This is a genomic window from Bacillus sp. 7_6_55CFAA_CT2 (genome assembly GCF_000238655.1).
GTDB classification, from domain to species: domain Bacteria; phylum Bacillota; class Bacilli; order Bacillales; family Bacillaceae_G; genus Bacillus_A; species Bacillus_A cereus.
Map to the genome: position 1 here is coordinate 924,589 of NZ_JH414710.1, position 16,597 is coordinate 941,185.

The following is a 16,597-nucleotide window of genomic DNA, read 5'->3' on the forward strand; positions in this document are numbered from 1 at the left end:
ATAGACTATAAAATTTGTGCTGTAGTATGAAGCATTTGGACAAGCACATGTTTACATGTAAATAAAATGGAGGCGAGAAGCTTGGTCTTTAATAGAGTTTCAAAAGAATTAGTAGGCATAGCTCTTATCGCTATGTTTCTCTTTTTATTATTTTTTGTAGATTTTACAAGTCTAGTAAATTTGCACACAAATATACCGCAGGAATGGCTGAATGTGAATACGGTATTTTTAAGTATCATTTTTGAAGCAATACCTTTTATTTTATTAGGGGTAATTGTTTCTTCATGTATTCAAGTGTTTGTGACGGAAGATATGATTCAAAAAGTAATGCCGAAATCTCCAATTGTTGCAATGATTCCAGCAGTATTTGTGGGAGTTCTTTTTCCAATGTGTGAATGTGTCATTATACCAATTGTAAGAAGGCTCATTCAAAAGGGGTTACCACTTCATGTAGGCATTGTTATTTTACTGAGTGCACCCATTATGAATCCAGTCGTTTTTTTATCTACTGTATATGCGTTTCCAAAAAATGATTACGTTGTATATGCACGCTTTGGGATAACAATTCTAGTTGCTCTATTCATAGGTCTAATTGTGTATTATTGCTATCGCGAAAGAAATGTTTTAAAAGACGTAGAGGTTTCAGCTCAAACAAGCAAAAAAAAGAGTTGGAAAGATGTTATGAATCACACTGTAGATGAGTTTTTTGATACTGGTAAGTATTTATTGATTGGTGCTTTTTTAGCAAGTGTATTTCAAACGTTTTTTGATCGGAATGTACTGGATGCAGTAGCACATAACGAAGTAATTGCTCCCGTTATTATGATGGGGTTTGGTTATGTTTTATCAATTTGCTCTGCAGCCGATGCTTTTATAGCTGCGTCTTTTGGACATGTTTTCTCGATAAAGGCACTTCTCGCATTTCTTGTGTTTGGGCCTATGCTTGATATGAAAAATACGTTAATGCTATTTGCGTATTTTCAAAAGAGATTTGTATTCTTTTTGATGGGAATTGTCATTGTATCTGTGTATACCATCGTGCAAATCATAATGTTATAGGAGGTGAGAAAGAATGGAGAAAGAGGAGCAGAAGGCATATCATCGCTATATTCGTAGCATTATTTTAATTGGTTTAGCAATGCTCTTATTTAAACTACTTGTAACAGGGAATATTTATAATTTTATCGCTCCAAAAATGATCAAATTTACGTATATAGCTTTTGTAGTAATTTTAATTTTTGGTATTGTACAAGTTTGGGGGGATGGAAGAGAAAAACAGCATGATTATAATTGTTGTAAACATCATACAACATCAAAATCAGGGATAAAAAGTTTCTTTGTATATGTTTTATTTGTTGTTCCGATAGTTAGTGCTTTTCTCTTTGGAAGTGTAACAATTGATGGAAGTTTAGCAGGAAAAAGGGGTATGAATCAAAGTGTACAGGCGAGAAGTCTGGAAAGAAACGAAAAAGAGGGGAAACAGGTTAAGTTTGATGAGCGAGAAGTATTAGTTGATTCAGAAGAAACATCAAATTTAGCAACGACTTATAAAACGGAAGAGCAAGTAGTAAAAAGTATGTTAGGACAGCGTAAACTACAAGTAAAGGATAAGGATTATGTTCAAACAATGAATGTAATTGGTCAAAATGTTAATTGGTTTAAAGGGAAAGAAATTACATTTTTAGGGTTTATATATAAGGATAAAGATGTGACGGGTAATAAAGCAGTAGTGGCTCGATATGGCATAACTTGTTGTATTGCGGATGCATCAGTCTGGGGGATGATTGTTACCGGGAAAAATATTGAGAAAATTCCAGAAGAAACATGGGTAAAAATAACAGGATTATTAGATGAAACGACATATAAAGGAACAGTCTTTCCACTTGTAAAAGTAAACAAAATCGAAAAAATTAATAAGCCAACTGACCCATATGTATATGATGCTTTACCTCAATAGAAAAGAATAAATTCTTCATATTTTCATGAAATAGAATCATAATCAAGGCGATAAAAAAATAAAGATAAGAGTAATTTGGTTTGTTAAAAATATGTGCAGAAGGAGTTATGCGATGAACTGGGTTACTCATAAACCATCATTTGAATTTGAAACATTTAGTCCTATTATTCGGTCACAATCTGCGTGGAGTGGACATTTAGATTTTGCATATGACTTAGTACGATTTGAAAAACCAGAAACTTTAGTTGAGTTAGGTACACATTTAGGAGCTTCCTTTTTTAGTTTTTGTCAGGGAGTAAAAGATGGAGGGTTATCGACTAAATGCTTTGCAGTAGATACTTGGGCTGGAGATGGGCATACAGGTCCATATGGAGAAGGGGTTTTTCAAATAGTAGAAAAAGTAGTGAGCGATAACTACCTTAATATAGGAAATTTAATTCGATCTACTTTTGATGATGCTGTAGACCGGTTTCAAGATGAAACGATAAATCTTTTGCATATTGATGGCTATCATACGTATGAAGCTGTTTCTCACGATTATAATACATGGCTACCGAAAGTCGCGAAAAACGGTATTGTATTATTTCATGATATTGAAGTTAGAAGTAGTGATTTCGGCGTATATAAGTTTTGGGATGAGGTAAAAGCGAAGTACCCTCATTTTCAATTTGCGCATTCATATGGACTGGGAGTGTTATTTCCGAAGGGTTGTAGTGATAAGTTTGAGGAAATACTTAAAAATAAAGAAGAAATACAAAATATGTATAAATAAAGGTAGGGCATGCATCATTTTAATGATGTGTGCCCTATTTTTGTGTGGGAAATTATGGTGTGAATTAAAAAGTTAAGATAGTTGTAAAAAGTTTTGTTGCAGCAAATATTAAAAAAGTTAGTATGGGATTTTTCTTTGTAAATAAAGTGAAGCTTTAATACGTTCATATCAATTCGGAATTTTACAGTAGTTAATTTCTTACCTAAGTGCTTTGCACTTACTGAATTTTGAGACGGGGGTCTTATTGGCCGAAAATATCGGGATAAATAAAAATACAACATTTTTTATATTTTTCATTGCGAAAAACGTAATCTACTTTTACAATAGAAAGGGTTGTGAATATATTATACTGGAAAAATAAATCGAAATAATATGAAAATTTTGTTTTGTCTTCGCTAATTGTATATTACATACATGTAAGACGACATACGTCATGTTATCGACTTGTAAGGAGAGAAAAAAATGAAAAGTGTAAGATTACCATCGATGCTAGAAATCATAGTTCTTTTATTACTATTTCTTGCTGTTGTCTTTTCCTTCCAAACGATTTTTGATCTCCCAATTCAATTAGCGCTATTTATTTCATGGTTTTTAGTAATTGCGCTTGGATTAAGATTAGGATTTCGTTATCAAGAATTGCAAGATGCAATTACGAAAGGGATTTCTAACGGATTAGAAGCGATACTGATTTTAGTTGCAGTAGGTGCTTTAATTGGAACATGGATTGCTGGTGGGGTAGTACCAACATTAATCTATTATGGATTAGAATTTATTCACCCTAGCATATTCCTATTAGCAACATTAATTATTTGTTCTATAACTTCTATCGCAACAGGAACGTCTTGGGGAACAGTGGGAACAGCAGGTATTGCTATGATGGCGATTGGTGAAGGACTTGGTTTACCACTTGCGCTTGTTGCTGGTGCAGTTCTTTCAGGAGCTTATTTCGGCGACAAATTATCACCACTTTCTGATAGCACAGTTCTTGCAGCTTCTATGGCGAAAGTAGATGTTATTGCTCACGTTCGAGCTATGCTCGTATTAGATGTTCCAGCTTATATTATTACTAGTATTATGTTTACTGTAGCTGGTTGGATGTATGGCGGCGATAATGTAGATTTGAATCGAGTAGAATTTTTAAAAGAAGCTTTATTAAAGCAATTTGATATTAAAATATGGATGCTTGTTCCGGCGGTCATTGTTATCGTTCTATTAGCGATGAAGAAACCGTCTATGCCAACAATTGCAATGGGAGCTTTAATTGGTGCAATTTGGGCAACTCTTTTCCAAGGGATGAACTTTGGAGAGGCGATTGGAACAGCTTATAACGGATTCTCAATTCAATCTGGTGTTGAGTTTGTTGACAAGTTATTAAACCGTGGTGGAATTAACGGCATGCTTGGCTCAGTAGCCGTTATTATTTTCGGTTTAGGATTTGGTGGATTACTTGAAAAACTAGGTGTTTTAAAAGTAATCGTATCAAAATTTGAGAAGAAATTAAATTCTGCAGGTAATGTAACATTGTCTACATTAATCGTGGCATTCTTAGCTAATATATTTGGTTGTGCGATGTATGTATCACTAATTTTAACACCAAAAATTATGGAAGATAGCTATGATAAATTAAAAATAGACCGTCGTGTATTAGCGCGTAACTCAGAAGTAGGTGGAACGTTAACTTCAGGTATGGTTCCATGGTCTGATAATGGTATTTTTATGGCTGGTATTTTAGGTGTAGCAACGTTCTCATACGTTCCGTTTATGTGGTTAAGCTTCGTATCGTTAATTTTAGCAGTTATTTACGGATATACAGGCAAATTCATCTGGTATGTAGATGATGCAGATAAAGGAAAGCAAGCATCATAAAATAAAAATCACCTTCTACAATATGTAGAAGGTGATTTTTTTATTTTTTAATAGCATTTGCTGAAGTTATTTCATTCTCATATTTAGCAATTTTTTGTTGTATCTTTTTTAAGTTTTTTTCAGTGTCTTGAATGAGCTGTAAGACATTGGTCTCCTGTTGTTTCATTAATTCTAACCTTTGAAGGATGGTAGATTCTCCTTCCATAGACCAGTCGATAAATTGTTTTATTTTTTGAATTGGCATACCAGTGTTTTTTAAACACAAAATCATCTCTAAATATTTCAGTGCTTCTTCATCAAAAACTCGATCTCCTTTTTCGTTTCTTTGCAGAAAAGGAAACAGTCCTTGTTTATCGTAATAACGTATTTGAGAAATAGTTAAGTGTTGCATTTTGGCGACTTGCCCAATTGTATAATACATATCATTCATCCTTTTATTACCAAGGTATAATGCCATCTTTGTTAAGTATTTTACCATTATAGTTTGTTTCACTTAATGCATATTTAATAATAATTTTAGCACTTTCAGTGGTTGTATGGCCACCGGGGGAATTTCCATTAAGATCCGTAGTTGTAAAACCAGGAGTTACCCCAAATACTTCTGGACCGTTAGTGGCAAATTCTTTACTAAAAGCTAATGTTAAAGCATTAATAGCTGTTTTTGAAGAATTATATCCTAGTGTATTAATTGGATGTGTTTCACCATTAGCAAACATTGTTAGTGAGGCCATGTCAGTTGTTACATTTATTATTTTACCGTTGCTTGAATTCTTTAATAATGGTAAAAAGGCTTGCATCATTTGGAAAGTTCCAAAAAAATTAACTTCAAATCCTTGGCGTAAAGTTTCAATATTTAATTCACTAGGTAGCATATTGAAGTCTAGCGCTATGCCTGCATTATTAATTAATAAATGTAAGTAATCAGTCGTTTCGTAAATTTTCTTTGTTGCTTCTTGAATGGATTGTGAATTTGAAATATCTACTTGAATATAGGAAACGTTTGAAACATTTAAAGATTCTACGGCTTGTTGTCCAAGTTGTTCATTACGAGCACCTAAAAATACGTGATAATCTTTTTCTGCTAATTGACGAACAAGTTCATATCCAATTCCTTTATTCGCACCTGTTATAAAAGCATATTTTTTCATATTGAATTCCTCCAGTAATGTTATAGTAGGTTACAATGGAAAGGATACAGCCTAAACTTAAGTTTAGGTCAAGAGGAATTTTTTAAAATAAATATAGAATATCTATATATAAGAGTGAGAATTCTTATCATTTAAGAGAAAGTCTGTTATTATAAGAGATGTAGGTATTATATTTTCAAGGGGATGAAAACATGGAGTACAGAATTGAAAGAGATACATTAGGAGAAATAAAAGTTCCAGCTGATAAATTATGGGCAGCACAAACACAACGTAGTAAAGAAAACTTTCCAATTGGAACAGAGCAAATGCCGCTTGAAATTGTAAAAGCATTTGCAATTTTAAAGAAGAGTGCAGCGCTTAGCAATCAAAAATTAGGAAAGCTATCAGAAGAAAAAGCAGAAGCAATTGTAGAAGCTGCGGATGAAGTGATTGCAGGGAAATGGAATGAACATTTTCCGCTTGTCGTATGGCAAACAGGTAGTGGTACACAGTCAAACATGAATGTGAATGAAGTAATTGCAAATCGTGGGAATCAAATTTTGAAAGAGAAGGGATCTGACGTACATATTCATCCGAATGATGATGTGAACATGTCACAAAGTTCAAATGATACATTTCCAACGGCGCTTCATGTAGCTTGTGTAATCGCAGTAGAAAATCACGTATTACCAGCAATTACGAAATTAAAAGAAACTTTAGCAGAAAAAGTAACTGCATTTGAACATATTATAAAAATTGGTCGTACACATTTACAAGATGCAACGCCGTTAACTTTAGGGCAAGAAATTAGCGGATGGCACCGTATGCTTGAAAAAACAGAGCGTATGATTGCAGAGAGCAATACATATATGAAAGAGTTAGCAATTGGTGGAACTGCGGTTGGAACAGGTATTAATGCTCATCCTAAATTTGGCGAGATGGTATCAGAGGAAATTAGTCAATTTACAGGTAAACAATTTGTTTCTGCACCAAATAAGTTCCATGCATTAACGAGCCATGATGAAGTTGTATATACTCACGGTGCATTAAAAGCATTAGCTGCGGATCTAATGAAGATTGCTAACGATGTACGTTGGCTTGCAAGTGGTCCACGTAGTGGTCTTGGAGAAATTATTATTCCAGCAAATGAACCAGGGAGCTCTATTATGCCAGGTAAAGTAAATCCAACGCAAAGTGAAGCGTTAACGATGGTTGTAGCGCAAGTAATGGGAAATGATGCAACAATCGGATTTGCTGCGAGCCAAGGTAACTTTGAGTTAAATGTATTTAAACCTGTTATTGCTTATAACTTCTTACAATCAGCTCACTTATTAGCGGATGCAATTGTTTCGTTTAATGACAATTGTGCAGTTGGTATTGAAGCAGATGAAGAAGTAATTAATGAAAATGTGAATCGCTCACTAATGCTTGTAACAGCGCTAAACCCACATATCGGATATGAAAATGCAGCGAAAATTGCGAAGCATGCTCATAAAGAAGGATTAACTTTAAAAGAAGCAGCATTGCAATCTGGGCTACTAACAGAAGAGCAATTTGATGAAATTGTAGATCCAAAGAAAATGATTGCTCCAAAAGAGTAATAGAAAAAGCCAGGGTTCTGAGTATAGAATCTTGGCTTTTTTGATGTTCATTTTTATGTTTCATCTACTTGCAATAATGTAAGCTTCAAAATATATTATTTGTTAGCAGGCGTATTCATTACTTTCATCTGTGGGCAGTTCTCTTTTAAGAGTGAAATGTAATTTTTCTTCTTCTAGTGGTATGAAAGTGGTCACTGAGTCAAATAAATTGTAATGGATTTCTAATTGTTGTCTAGTCCATTTTTTTGAATGAAGTTTTTTACCAGAGTATTTAACGTGACGAATATCTTCAAATGGAATTTCAGTATGAAAAATGAAACCGTGTTTTACAACAAGAGATGATTCCGTTACGTTGTAGTGAGAGAAATAGAATGAAGAAAGATTCACGATATTTAGCAGCATCATGAGAGTAGAAAAAAATAGAATTTTCATTTTGGAAGAATAATGAAACGAAAAAAATAATTATAAATAATGTAATGAAAATGACGTGGAATGGATTTTTTTCGCTTTAAATTTCAAGTTAGTCACCTCGGTATACTTGTTCTTTAACTAAATTAAATCATAACATTGTGATAAAACGTGTGAATATGCAGAATTGCATATTCACACGTTTTATTATTCATGTAAAATTTCTTGATGGGATAAATTCCAAAGAAGTTTTGTAATAGTGGAGTGGCATAAAGTGACTTACAAGAATAGAAAGATAGCGTTAGTCATAATTAGTTGTATGATGATTATGAGTAGTTGTGCTAATAAATTTGTTGAAGATAGAAATCGAAAGCATACATTTGTACAAGCAAGTAAGGTTTTAGTAGAGACTGTAAATAGAATATATAAAGTGAAACGTTAATTAGTGGGAGGCTTACTGCCCGGTAAATAGCGGGATAAAAAGTAAAAGGTGTTTTCTTATACGGAAACATCTTTTTTGTAGTTAAAATTGAATACTGAAGTTTTGTAATGAGTGAATACCAGTTCCATATTCACTAATCGCATATGCGTTCTGTGTAATTTGCTTAACGGTAAACCAAGGGTCTTGAAGAATATTCATGTTCTATTTCACATCCTATAAAATGAGGTTGTATAAATACATTCGCTTTTCGTTATATCAAATCCTTTCGATAGATGTTTTAATAAAAGTTTATAAAATGGGCAAACGAAACGTTGAAATGTTTGTTTGTGTTGTGATAAGATGAAGAAGTGATAATAAACGATATAGCGATTTGTTTGGTTTTTAAATAAACATTTTGAAGGAGTGTTTAGTATGAGCGATATTTCAGAGAAGTTTTGGGATGCGTCAATAGAGGAATTAAAGAAAGGGTATGTGTTTGATGAAGAAAAAGAGGGGTACATTTGCTTAGCTTGTGGTGAAACATTTATTAAAGGTGTTATTTATCAAGATAATCAAGTTTTGTATGAAGCAGAGAAGTTCGTCCAATTGCATATTCAAAATGAGCATACGTCTATGTTTGATTATTTGCTAAATATGGATAAGAAATTTACTGGATTAACGGATTTACAAAAGAAAATGGTTCAGTTTTTCTATATGGGACTGAATGATAAAGAAATTGTAAAAGAGTTGGATGGCGGAAGTACATCAACAATTCGTAATCATCGATTTACACTGCGAGAGAAAATGAAGCAAGCAAAAGTATTTTTAGCGCTAATGGAATTATCAGAAGAAAAATCAAAAGTACAAACGAAATTTGTACCAATTCACAGAACAGCAACGATGGTGGATGACCGATACAATATTACGGAAGAAGAAAATAATGAAGTATTAAAAGCTCACTTTACAGAAGGATTAGATGGACCTCTCTCTAAATTTCCGAAGAAACAAAAGCGTAAATTAATTATATTGCGTCATTTAGTGAAAAAGTTTGATAGTAATAAAAAGTATACTGAAAAAGAAGTAAATACAGTGATAGAAAATGTATACCCTGATTTCGTAACTTTAAGAAGATATTTAATCGAATATGGATTTTTAGATCGAACAGCCGATGGAAGTCAATATTGGGTGAAGTTATAATCATATGAAAAGAAAATGAATAGAAGCACAGTATTATAACAACTATACAAAGAGATAGATATTGAAAATAGATTTTTAATAAAAGGAGAAATGAAATTTGAAACCACCTGCAGATAACAATAAAGAAGGTGCGGAGTCACATAAGTTGGAAAGTGAGAGTAAACCAATTTGGAAATCGATGTCGATGTTTTTAGTACCGTTATTATTAAGTAATGTACTACAATCAGTTGGACAATTATTTGGTATGGTAGTAGTAGGAAGATGGCTTGGAGTTAATGATTTAGCGGCCATATCAGCATTCTTCCCATTATTTTTCTTGCTCGTTTCATTTGTAATTGGTATCGGTTCAGGGAGCTCTATTTTAATTGGTCAAGCGTTTGGTGCTAAAAACGAAGATCGTTTAAAAGCTATCGTTGGTACGACGCTGACATTTACCTTTATTATTGGAGTTGTGTTGGCGATAATAGGAAGTATTTTTGCGATGGATATTATGCGTCTAATGGGAACGCCAGAAAATATTATTGAAATAAGTGTACATTATGCACGGATTTTATTTATATCGATGCCAGTATTATTTTTATATTTCGCATATACAACATTTATGAGAGGTACAGGAGATTCTAAAACGCCATTTTACTTTTTAATTGTAAGTACAGCACTAAATATGATTTTATTACCAGTTCTTATTTTTGGATGGTTAGGAGCTCCGAAATTAGATGTGTATGGAGCAGCCTATGCATCTGTTATATCTACAGTTATTACGTTTATTGTCATGCTTGTGTATTTAAAGAAGAAAAATCACCCATTACAACTAGATGGAATGGTTAGAAAATACCTTCGAATGGATGGGGAGTTATTAAAGCTATTGCTAAGGCTCGGTATACCGGCAAGTATAAATATGATATTAGTTTCATTATCTGAGATTGCCGTAATCGCATTTGTAAATCGTTACGGTTCGGATGCAACAGCTGCTTACGGCGTTGTGAATCAAGTTGCAAGTTATGTACAAATGCCAGCAGTTAGCCTTGGTATTACAGTTTCTATTTTTGCAGCACAATCAATTGGGGCGAATCAATTTGATCGATTGCAGAAAGTTGTGAAGGCCGGAATTATTATGAACTACGTCATCGGTGGTGTGTTAATATCTCTTATTTATTTATTCTCAAGAGACATTTTATCACTATTTTTAACGAGTCAAACTACAATTGAAATTGCTCATAGCTTAGTTATGATTACGTTATGGAGTTATTTAATTTTCGGTCATGCACAAATTATTAGTGCGACAATGCGAGCGAGCGGTACAGTACTTTGGCCAACTGTTATTGGAGTTGTTTCAATTTGGCTTGTAGAAGTACCCGTAGCATATTATCTTTCTTACCATACAAGTCTTGGAATAGAAGGCATTTGGATCGGGTATCCAGCAGCATTTATTGTCAGCTTACTATTGCAGTATGCATATTATAAGCTTTCATGGCAAAAGAAACGAATTACACGATTAGTTAGTTAAATAGAAAAATGTCCCTAAGTTATTAGACTTAGGGACATTTTTTCGTAAGTGCAGGTTTACAAATAGCTTTTTAAAGTTATATCAAAATGTTGTCTAATGAGTGTTTTATCACTCATATAAAACTCCCACGCTTTTTCCGGTTCACCGATAATCTCAAAGGATTCCTCTGTAATATATAAAGCGCAATTATCCTCCAGTGCAATTCCTTCTATATTCCCTTGATGATTTTGTAAAAAGGAATGGAAGGCGTTCATTCTGTTTAATTGATTATAATGTGGACAAAATCTTTTATTAACAATACCCCATCCGTTACTCTCTATATAACCAGAACCTTCATAATCTGATCGGATACTAGACGTGAACCAACACATAGCACCAGCGCTATAACCAGCAATAAGTGTTCCTTGTTGCAGAGCCAATAATAATTTTTCATCAAGTCTATGTTCTTTCCATTGCGTAAGCATGTGAATATAGTTTCCGCCACCTAGATAAATTAAATCGGCTGAATGAATCATCTCCTCTATTTCATACTTAGAAGGTGAATCTGTTGTAATGCGTAAAATTTGTACTTCACAATGTAATTGTTTTTCAAACGTGTCTAAAAATAATTTTATATAGCTTTCATCATCATGACTAGCCGTTGGAATAAACAATACTTTTGGATACTGTTTATTTGTTAATTCTATAAGGCGTTCATTAATAGGCAAGTGATTTGAATCTTGTAAATCACCGCCACCAATGACAGCTAATTTCATAGTAAAGCACCACCTAATCATTTTTGTTATATAAAAATTCGATAGAAGAGAGTTACATTCCTTCCGTAATGTAATCAATAATTAGAAAATGTAGCTTAAGTATATCAGAATAGTAAAGAAACTACTGACTATATATACCAATACATTAGAAACCATTCATTGATATATAATATTTCATACTAATGTTTCAAAAAATGGAAAAAATATGTTTAAATAGATGTAATGAAGCATTCATTCATATTGAATTTATACTTATATTTTAAAAGGGTATCGGAAATAATAGCGATTTTCTAAAACAGTTTTTACTTTTAATAGGAAGTTGTATTACAATATGGTAAAATTATTTCAATATATTTATTTAATATGAAATACAAAGAAGGAGCGTGAAAAAAGTGGATTTTCGATTTGAATTTACAACGAAGCTGAAAGAATACTTAGACGATGAGAAGGATGAAAAAATAATAAAAGATGGACATAGAGATGTAATTTTTCACTATTTATATGCGTTAGAGACTGAAATTGGCGTTGTTAAAAATCCTAATTTTACTTTTTTTACATCAGGAAGACGTTCACATATAGTGTTAGAAAACGTTGAATTTAAAACAGAAGTAAATGTAAAAAGTAATATAATTGAAATTACAAAAATAGTGGATAATGTAGTTATTCCGTTAGATACTATCGTAGCGAAGGATCGGGAATTATTTGCCCTTGGGCGTAATGAGAAGTTTAGTGTACAAATATTAGAGCAGTATCTCTTTGATACATTTGGAGATAAGTTAGGCTTATAATGAATAGAATGTGGTACGTATTTATAGGTAGTGAATTTTAGTTTGTATTACTTGCGTTTGACCTCTCATTTAATTTGTACTACAATTCGTAGTGTGAAAGGAGTCATACGATGTTTACGCAAAACTATAGGTTAAATGAGCAAGGATTAAATCATTTCTTTGGACCGCTTGAAGCGAAGATTATGGAGATTGTTTGGTCTAGCGATGGTATTACGATTAAAGAAGTCCAGCAGAAATTAAGTGAAGAATCGCCTGTAAATTTTAATACTGTTATGACAGTTATGAACAGGTTAGTAGAGAAATTACACTTAGAAAAACAGACTGTGAAAAGAAGTGGCATATATCGTGCTATACAAACGAAAGAAGAATTCTTATCCAATCAAACGAAGAAAATGACACAGGAATTAGTGGGGGAATTTGGAGATTTAGTTATAACACATATGATAGATGAGTTAGAGCAGGCTGATCCGAATTTAATAAAAAAATTAGAAGACAAATTGAATCAGTTAAAAAAAGAGGATCGATGAAATGAAATGGAAAATGCGTAAAATCGTATTGTTAGCGCTCATTGTTAGTACCCTCTTTTTCAGCTTGTTATTGTATTATGTTACATATCCATTTCTCTTTCAAAATAAGGCATTCTTCCTTTCAAAGTTTTGCTTGTTTCAGTTAGAAAAACATATGAAAGAACTATCAATGGTTCGTATTATAATAGCGGGGTTATTATTAATTACTGTATTGATTGTGTGTAAAAGAATTTGGCGGCAATTTTTCTATAGTAAAAAAGTACAAAAAGTACTTATCCCATTTATTAGAAAAGGGAAACAAATATATATACTGCCGACTGCGGAAGTTGCAGCGTTTACAATTGGATTATTCCGTCCGAAAGTTGTCATGTCGGAAGGTTTGCTTCAGACGTTTTCAGATGAAGAGATTGATGCGATTATTTTCCATGAAGAATATCATCAAAATAATTGGGATCCGCTAAAATTATTTTGTTTTACGTTATTAGCAGAAGGAATGATGTACATCCCGATATTAAAAGAATTGTTACAACGATATCATACGTATCAAGAGTTAGCAGCAGATAAATATGCGATGCAAAAAATGGAATCTTCATTTGAGTTAGGTAGCGCATTATTAAAATTAATTAAAATAAAGACAATGGAAAATCGATGTGTTACAGCTTCATTTGCAAAAACAGCAATAAATTTACGAATCGAGCAAGTGTTAAATGAAAAGGTTGCTAAGCTTACTATTCCGTTACATACGAACTCGGTATATGTAACAGTAGGGTTATTCTATGTGTCAATTGTACTTATTGTCGGAGAGTGCATATAGCCTCTTTTTTTAAGAATAAACACTACTATATGTAGTGTGGATAGAGGTGTTGTCATTTATATCATTATACTTTTTATCGCTATATATATCTTATTTATCATATATTACAGGTATTTTATTGTATACAAATCAAATGACGAAAATTACAGCATTCTTTATTCGTCTATTTGGTGGATTTACAGGTTTTTAAAAATGAGGAGGAAGAAAAGTGAAGAAACTAATTGCTATTATACTAGTAGGTGCTCTCGTTTGGGCGGGGGTTAACTTTTATAATTCAAAGAAAGAAGAAAAGGAAAGAAAAGCGAAACAAGCAGAGTTACAAGAGAAAGAAGTATTACCACAAGTAGGTTTTAAAGCACCTGGCATCACATTAAAAGGATTGGACGGAAAGTTGCAGTCGTTAAATGATGCCAAGGGAAAACCGTATATTATTAATTTTTGGGCATCATGGTGTGGGCCGTGTGAAATGGAGGCACCTGACTTAGTTCATATGTATGATAAATATAAAAAGGATGTTGAAATTTTTGCGGTGAATGCAACTGTTAGTGACCCAGTACAAGAAGCAAGCGCATTTGCTAATCGCTATGGATTTGAGTTTCCGGTTCTACTAGATATGGACGGAGTAGCTGGACTAGATTATAAAGTATTCTCTTTACCGACGACATTTTTTGTTAATAAAGATGGAATTATAGTAGATCATGTACGAGGTGTATTACCACCAGATCAATTAGAAAAGAAATTTAAGAAATTGATTGAGAGCTAAAAGGGGATTTCGTGATGATGGAGTGGATCGTGAGATTACAACCCGTATCTCTTATAATTGGAAGTCTATTTGGATTTATGTTGATGAAACGAAAGATGAGGCATCAAAATGCATCATATGAAAAAATGATGGATGCCGTAACAAATGCGTTTCTTATCATCGTATTTGTATGGAAGTTTGCACCAGCAATTTTAAATCCTGTATGGGCTTTTGGGGCGCCAGTGCAAGCAATATTAGCTATTGGAAGTATGCAACATATTGTAGTAGGATGCGTAATTGCTAGTGTATACATTGTTTGGAAAAGTAAAAAGGAACAATTTTCACTTCGTATTTTACTTGATGTACTCCCTTTTGGATTGTGTGTGTGCACTATCTTTTATTTTCTATTACATCATGAAGTAGGTGCACCAACGACACTACCATGGGGAATGAAAATATATGAATCTAAACTTTTATATCACCCTATATTCGTATACGAGATCATCCTTGCTCTTTGTATAATGGGCTTGTTATGGATGAAAAAAGAAAGGCTCGGAAATGGAAAGAATATAAGTGTTTTTCTAATTATTGAGGGTTTTGCTCAAATCATTATTTCGCTTGTTAGTGAACAAAATTCGGTTCTGTTTGGTCTATCAGCACAGCAAATAATGAGCTTTTGTATTATTAGTTTAGGGATTTTGTTGGTGCCGAAAAAATAAAAGATAGCCATGTACAGAGAGTATCTGTGTATGGCTATCTTTTATAAGCGTATTATTATATTGTAGAAACCTAAAACCCTTTATTAGGGGTTTTTAGGTTTCTATAGGTCTGCATGTGTTTCTTGTTTATCTGTATCCCATTTTGGAAGTTGTTTTGCTTGTTGATTTTCAGTGAAATTATTAAAGCCAAAAGCAAGTATGCATGTAAAGGTTAAAATAGCTAAACTAATCTTTTTCATTATCTTAGTGCCTCCTTAGTTAATAATTTTTGTTTTGCTTCGTAAGTTTTGAAAAAATATTTTTTGAGATTTCTCTATTTTATTCACTTTATGAAATTCTACTGCTAATAATTCGTAATATTCTTGTGCATAATCGTATAATTCTTTACTGTTAAAATATGTAGTGCCTGCAATGATTGCGTTTTCTAAGTCGTCTAGAATACCAGTGTGTTGTGTTTTTAAGATAGTGAAATGGTGTTTATATTCTTGATTATTTAATTCATTACAAATTTCTAAGCCTTTTTGAACCCAATCGTTTGCAAGTTCTTTTTCATTTAAACTAAAATGTTCTTTGGCTTGTAGAAAATTGGCTTTTAGGTGTTTAGGTAATTTGTTTGTAACTATTGTAAGATGTCTAATAGCAAGGGTTGATAGATTTTGAGAAGAGTAGAGCCAACCTAAGTTATTTCGAACTTTTAAGATTAGTGTATCGTCTTTCAGCTTTTGTAAAATATTGATTGCTGAATTATAGTTCTCTTCGGCTTGTTCGAATTGTTTTAAATAAACAGAACATGAGCCTAAAATGTTTTCGCATAGAGCTATTTTAATTTCATAACGTGGATATTTTGAGAAAATCTCTTTCGCTTGATTTGCATAATTGATTGATGTAAGTGGTTTGTTTGTATGGTGATTAAATATAGCAAATTTATATTTATATTCAGCTTCTTCTAGTTCGCCTGGTACATGTTTTAAAAGGGATTCAGCTTTTTCGTATTCTTTTTTTGCTTCATCATAATTTCCAATAATGGTAGCATGTTCAGCTTTAAAAAAGTGATAATAATAAGTAATAAAGTCTTCAGTTATTGGATTGTCTAAACGAACAATTTGACTAAAAGTATCATACTTAATGTTTGTCCAATCGGTTAGGACCTTATATTTAAAGTTTAGTAGGGAGTAGTAAAGCGATAGATTTTGATCAGCTTCAATTTTATTAATCTGTTTCTCTATTTTTTCTTTTAATTGTTTCGCTTCAATTAATTGCTCCGCTACCATTACTTGATATAAAATGTTTAATTCGTTGACAATCTGTTCATGCCCTTTTAATAACACACTCATTATATATTCCCCCATCCGATAAAAGTATCCTAATTTAATTATTTCTATAATAGCAAAATAGA

18 protein-coding genes and 2 pseudogenes are annotated in these 16,597 nt (G+C 32.7%); 14 read left to right on the plus strand and 6 right to left on the minus strand.

Going from position 1 to position 16,597, the window contains the following annotated elements:
* Positions 1-66: 66 nt before the first annotated feature.
* The 4 genes from HMPREF1014_RS20485 (at position 67) to nhaC (ending at position 4,595) form a co-directional block, all read left to right on the plus strand.
* On the plus strand, positions 67-1,059 hold the full coding sequence (locus HMPREF1014_RS20485; RefSeq protein ID WP_178379413.1) for a permease: 993 nt from the start codon (positions 67-69) through the stop codon (positions 1,057-1,059).
* A gap of 13 nt (positions 1,060-1,072) precedes the next feature.
* On the plus strand, positions 1,073-1,957 hold the full coding sequence (locus HMPREF1014_RS20490; RefSeq protein WP_000409955.1) for a TIGR03943 family putative permease subunit: 885 nt from the start codon (positions 1,073-1,075) through the stop codon (positions 1,955-1,957).
* Between the two features lie 112 nt (positions 1,958-2,069).
* Entirely contained in the window at positions 2,070-2,729 is a 660-nt protein-coding gene (locus tag HMPREF1014_RS20495; RefSeq protein WP_001104673.1) for a class I SAM-dependent methyltransferase, read from the plus strand.
* A gap of 462 nt (positions 2,730-3,191) precedes the next feature.
* Positions 3,192-4,595: a Na+/H+ antiporter NhaC gene (gene nhaC / locus HMPREF1014_RS20500; protein WP_000843978.1), complete on the plus strand. Its 1,404-nt coding sequence runs from the start codon at positions 3,192-3,194 to the stop codon at positions 4,593-4,595.
* 40 nt (positions 4,596-4,635) lie between these two features.
* Here nhaC and HMPREF1014_RS20505 read toward each other — a convergent pair whose 3' ends face one another.
* Positions 4,636-5,016 (minus strand): MerR family transcriptional regulator, encoded by a 381-nt coding sequence (locus HMPREF1014_RS20505; protein WP_000291861.1) that lies wholly within the window; start codon positions 5,014-5,016, stop codon positions 4,636-4,638.
* Between the two features lie 16 nt (positions 5,017-5,032).
* Positions 5,033-5,743, minus strand: a complete 711-nt coding sequence (locus HMPREF1014_RS20510) for an SDR family NAD(P)-dependent oxidoreductase (RefSeq protein ID WP_000759554.1) — start codon at positions 5,741-5,743, stop codon at positions 5,033-5,035.
* 191 nt (positions 5,744-5,934) lie between these two features.
* On the opposite strand from HMPREF1014_RS20510, the gene fumC reads away from it, so the two are divergent.
* Positions 5,935-7,323 (plus strand): class II fumarate hydratase, encoded by a 1,389-nt coding sequence (fumC, locus tag HMPREF1014_RS20515; RefSeq protein WP_000456608.1) that lies wholly within the window; start codon positions 5,935-5,937, stop codon positions 7,321-7,323.
* A 95-nt stretch (positions 7,324-7,418) separates the two neighbouring features.
* On the opposite strand, the pseudogene HMPREF1014_RS20520 reads toward fumC, so the two are convergent.
* Positions 7,419-7,842, minus strand: a pseudogene (locus tag HMPREF1014_RS20520) (PH domain-containing protein).
* 163 nt (positions 7,843-8,005) lie between these two features.
* Between HMPREF1014_RS20520 and HMPREF1014_RS31725 the strand changes: the two are divergent.
* From HMPREF1014_RS31725 to HMPREF1014_RS20540, 3 genes are all read left to right on the plus strand, one after another.
* Entirely contained in the window at positions 8,006-8,173 is a 168-nt protein-coding gene (locus HMPREF1014_RS31725; protein WP_000221433.1) for a hypothetical protein, read from the plus strand.
* 411 nt (positions 8,174-8,584) lie between these two features.
* On the plus strand, positions 8,585-9,349 hold the full coding sequence (locus tag HMPREF1014_RS20535; RefSeq protein WP_001280277.1) for a DUF2087 domain-containing protein: 765 nt from the start codon (positions 8,585-8,587) through the stop codon (positions 9,347-9,349).
* A 97-nt stretch (positions 9,350-9,446) separates the two neighbouring features.
* Positions 9,447-10,856 (plus strand): MATE family efflux transporter, encoded by a 1,410-nt coding sequence (locus HMPREF1014_RS20540; protein WP_000804126.1) that lies wholly within the window; start codon positions 9,447-9,449, stop codon positions 10,854-10,856.
* A gap of 56 nt (positions 10,857-10,912) precedes the next feature.
* Here the strand turns inward: HMPREF1014_RS20540 and HMPREF1014_RS20545 are convergent, their stop codons facing one another.
* The gene (locus tag HMPREF1014_RS20545; RefSeq protein ID WP_000762121.1) at positions 10,913-11,611 is read right to left on the minus strand and encodes a peptidase E; all 699 of its coding nucleotides are present in this window, start codon (positions 11,609-11,611) and stop codon (positions 10,913-10,915) included.
* Positions 11,612-12,003: 392 nt separating this feature from the next.
* On the opposite strand from HMPREF1014_RS20545, the gene HMPREF1014_RS20550 reads away from it, so the two are divergent.
* From HMPREF1014_RS20550 to HMPREF1014_RS20570, 6 genes are all read left to right on the plus strand, one after another.
* The gene (locus HMPREF1014_RS20550) at positions 12,004-12,399 is read left to right on the plus strand and encodes a DUF3942 family protein (protein ID WP_000347530.1); all 396 of its coding nucleotides are present in this window, start codon (positions 12,004-12,006) and stop codon (positions 12,397-12,399) included.
* A gap of 110 nt (positions 12,400-12,509) precedes the next feature.
* Entirely contained in the window at positions 12,510-12,926 is a 417-nt protein-coding gene (locus tag HMPREF1014_RS20555; RefSeq protein ID WP_000495079.1) for a BlaI/MecI/CopY family transcriptional regulator, read from the plus strand.
* 1 nt (position 12,927) lies between these two features.
* Positions 12,928-13,740 (plus strand): M56 family metallopeptidase, encoded by an 813-nt coding sequence (locus tag HMPREF1014_RS20560; RefSeq protein ID WP_000871409.1) that lies wholly within the window; start codon positions 12,928-12,930, stop codon positions 13,738-13,740.
* A gap of 49 nt (positions 13,741-13,789) precedes the next feature.
* Positions 13,790-13,930, plus strand: coding sequence for a hypothetical protein (locus HMPREF1014_RS31910; RefSeq protein ID WP_015382254.1), 141 nt, complete (start codon positions 13,790-13,792; stop codon positions 13,928-13,930).
* Positions 13,931-13,948: 18 nt separating this feature from the next.
* Positions 13,949-14,503: a TlpA family protein disulfide reductase gene (locus tag HMPREF1014_RS20565; protein WP_000733185.1), complete on the plus strand. Its 555-nt coding sequence runs from the start codon at positions 13,949-13,951 to the stop codon at positions 14,501-14,503.
* Between the two features lie 17 nt (positions 14,504-14,520).
* Positions 14,521-15,201, plus strand: a complete 681-nt coding sequence (locus HMPREF1014_RS20570; RefSeq protein ID WP_025967119.1) for a prolipoprotein diacylglyceryl transferase family protein — start codon at positions 14,521-14,523, stop codon at positions 15,199-15,201.
* Between the two features lie 101 nt (positions 15,202-15,302).
* On the opposite strand, the gene HMPREF1014_RS31730 is transcribed toward HMPREF1014_RS20570, so the two are convergent.
* Together HMPREF1014_RS31730 and HMPREF1014_RS20575 are read right to left on the minus strand one after the other, a co-directional pair.
* The gene (locus tag HMPREF1014_RS31730) at positions 15,303-15,440 is read right to left on the minus strand and encodes a hypothetical protein (protein WP_000724010.1); all 138 of its coding nucleotides are present in this window, start codon (positions 15,438-15,440) and stop codon (positions 15,303-15,305) included.
* A pseudogene (locus HMPREF1014_RS20575) lies at positions 15,440-16,535 on the minus strand (response regulator aspartate phosphatase). The gene HMPREF1014_RS31730 and the pseudogene HMPREF1014_RS20575 overlap by 1 nt, the downstream one beginning before the upstream one ends.
* Positions 16,536-16,597 lie beyond the last annotated feature (62 nt).

What these genes read in the sequence shown, in the direction of transcription:
- fumC (WP_000456608.1), top strand. Translation starts at nt 5,935, where the DNA reads ATGGAGTACAGAATTGAAAGAGATACATTAGGAGAAATAAAAGTTCCA.
- nhaC (WP_000843978.1), top strand. Translation starts at nt 3,192, where the DNA reads ATGAAAAGTGTAAGATTACCATCGATGCTAGAAATCATAGTTCTTTTA.
- HMPREF1014_RS20560 (WP_000871409.1), top strand. Translation starts at nt 12,928, where the DNA reads ATGAAATGGAAAATGCGTAAAATCGTATTGTTAGCGCTCATTGTTAGT.
- HMPREF1014_RS20510 (WP_000759554.1), bottom strand. Translation starts at nt 5,743, where the DNA reads ATGAAAAAATATGCTTTTATAACAGGTGCGAATAAAGGAATTGGATAT.
- HMPREF1014_RS20485 (WP_178379413.1), top strand. Translation starts at nt 67, where the DNA reads ATGGAGGCGAGAAGCTTGGTCTTTAATAGAGTTTCAAAAGAATTAGTA.
- HMPREF1014_RS20495 (WP_001104673.1), top strand. Translation starts at nt 2,070, where the DNA reads ATGAACTGGGTTACTCATAAACCATCATTTGAATTTGAAACATTTAGT.
- HMPREF1014_RS20505 (WP_000291861.1), bottom strand. Translation starts at nt 5,016, where the DNA reads ATGTATTATACAATTGGGCAAGTCGCCAAAATGCAACACTTAACTATT.
- HMPREF1014_RS20545 (WP_000762121.1), bottom strand. Translation starts at nt 11,611, where the DNA reads ATGAAATTAGCTGTCATTGGTGGCGGTGATTTACAAGATTCAAATCAC.
- HMPREF1014_RS20490 (WP_000409955.1), top strand. Translation starts at nt 1,073, where the DNA reads ATGGAGAAAGAGGAGCAGAAGGCATATCATCGCTATATTCGTAGCATT.
- HMPREF1014_RS20535 (WP_001280277.1), top strand. Translation starts at nt 8,585, where the DNA reads ATGAGCGATATTTCAGAGAAGTTTTGGGATGCGTCAATAGAGGAATTA.
- HMPREF1014_RS20570 (WP_025967119.1), top strand. Translation starts at nt 14,521, where the DNA reads ATGGAGTGGATCGTGAGATTACAACCCGTATCTCTTATAATTGGAAGT.
- HMPREF1014_RS20555 (WP_000495079.1), top strand. Translation starts at nt 12,510, where the DNA reads ATGTTTACGCAAAACTATAGGTTAAATGAGCAAGGATTAAATCATTTC.
- HMPREF1014_RS31730 (WP_000724010.1), bottom strand. Translation starts at nt 15,440, where the DNA reads ATGAAAAAGATTAGTTTAGCTATTTTAACCTTTACATGCATACTTGCT.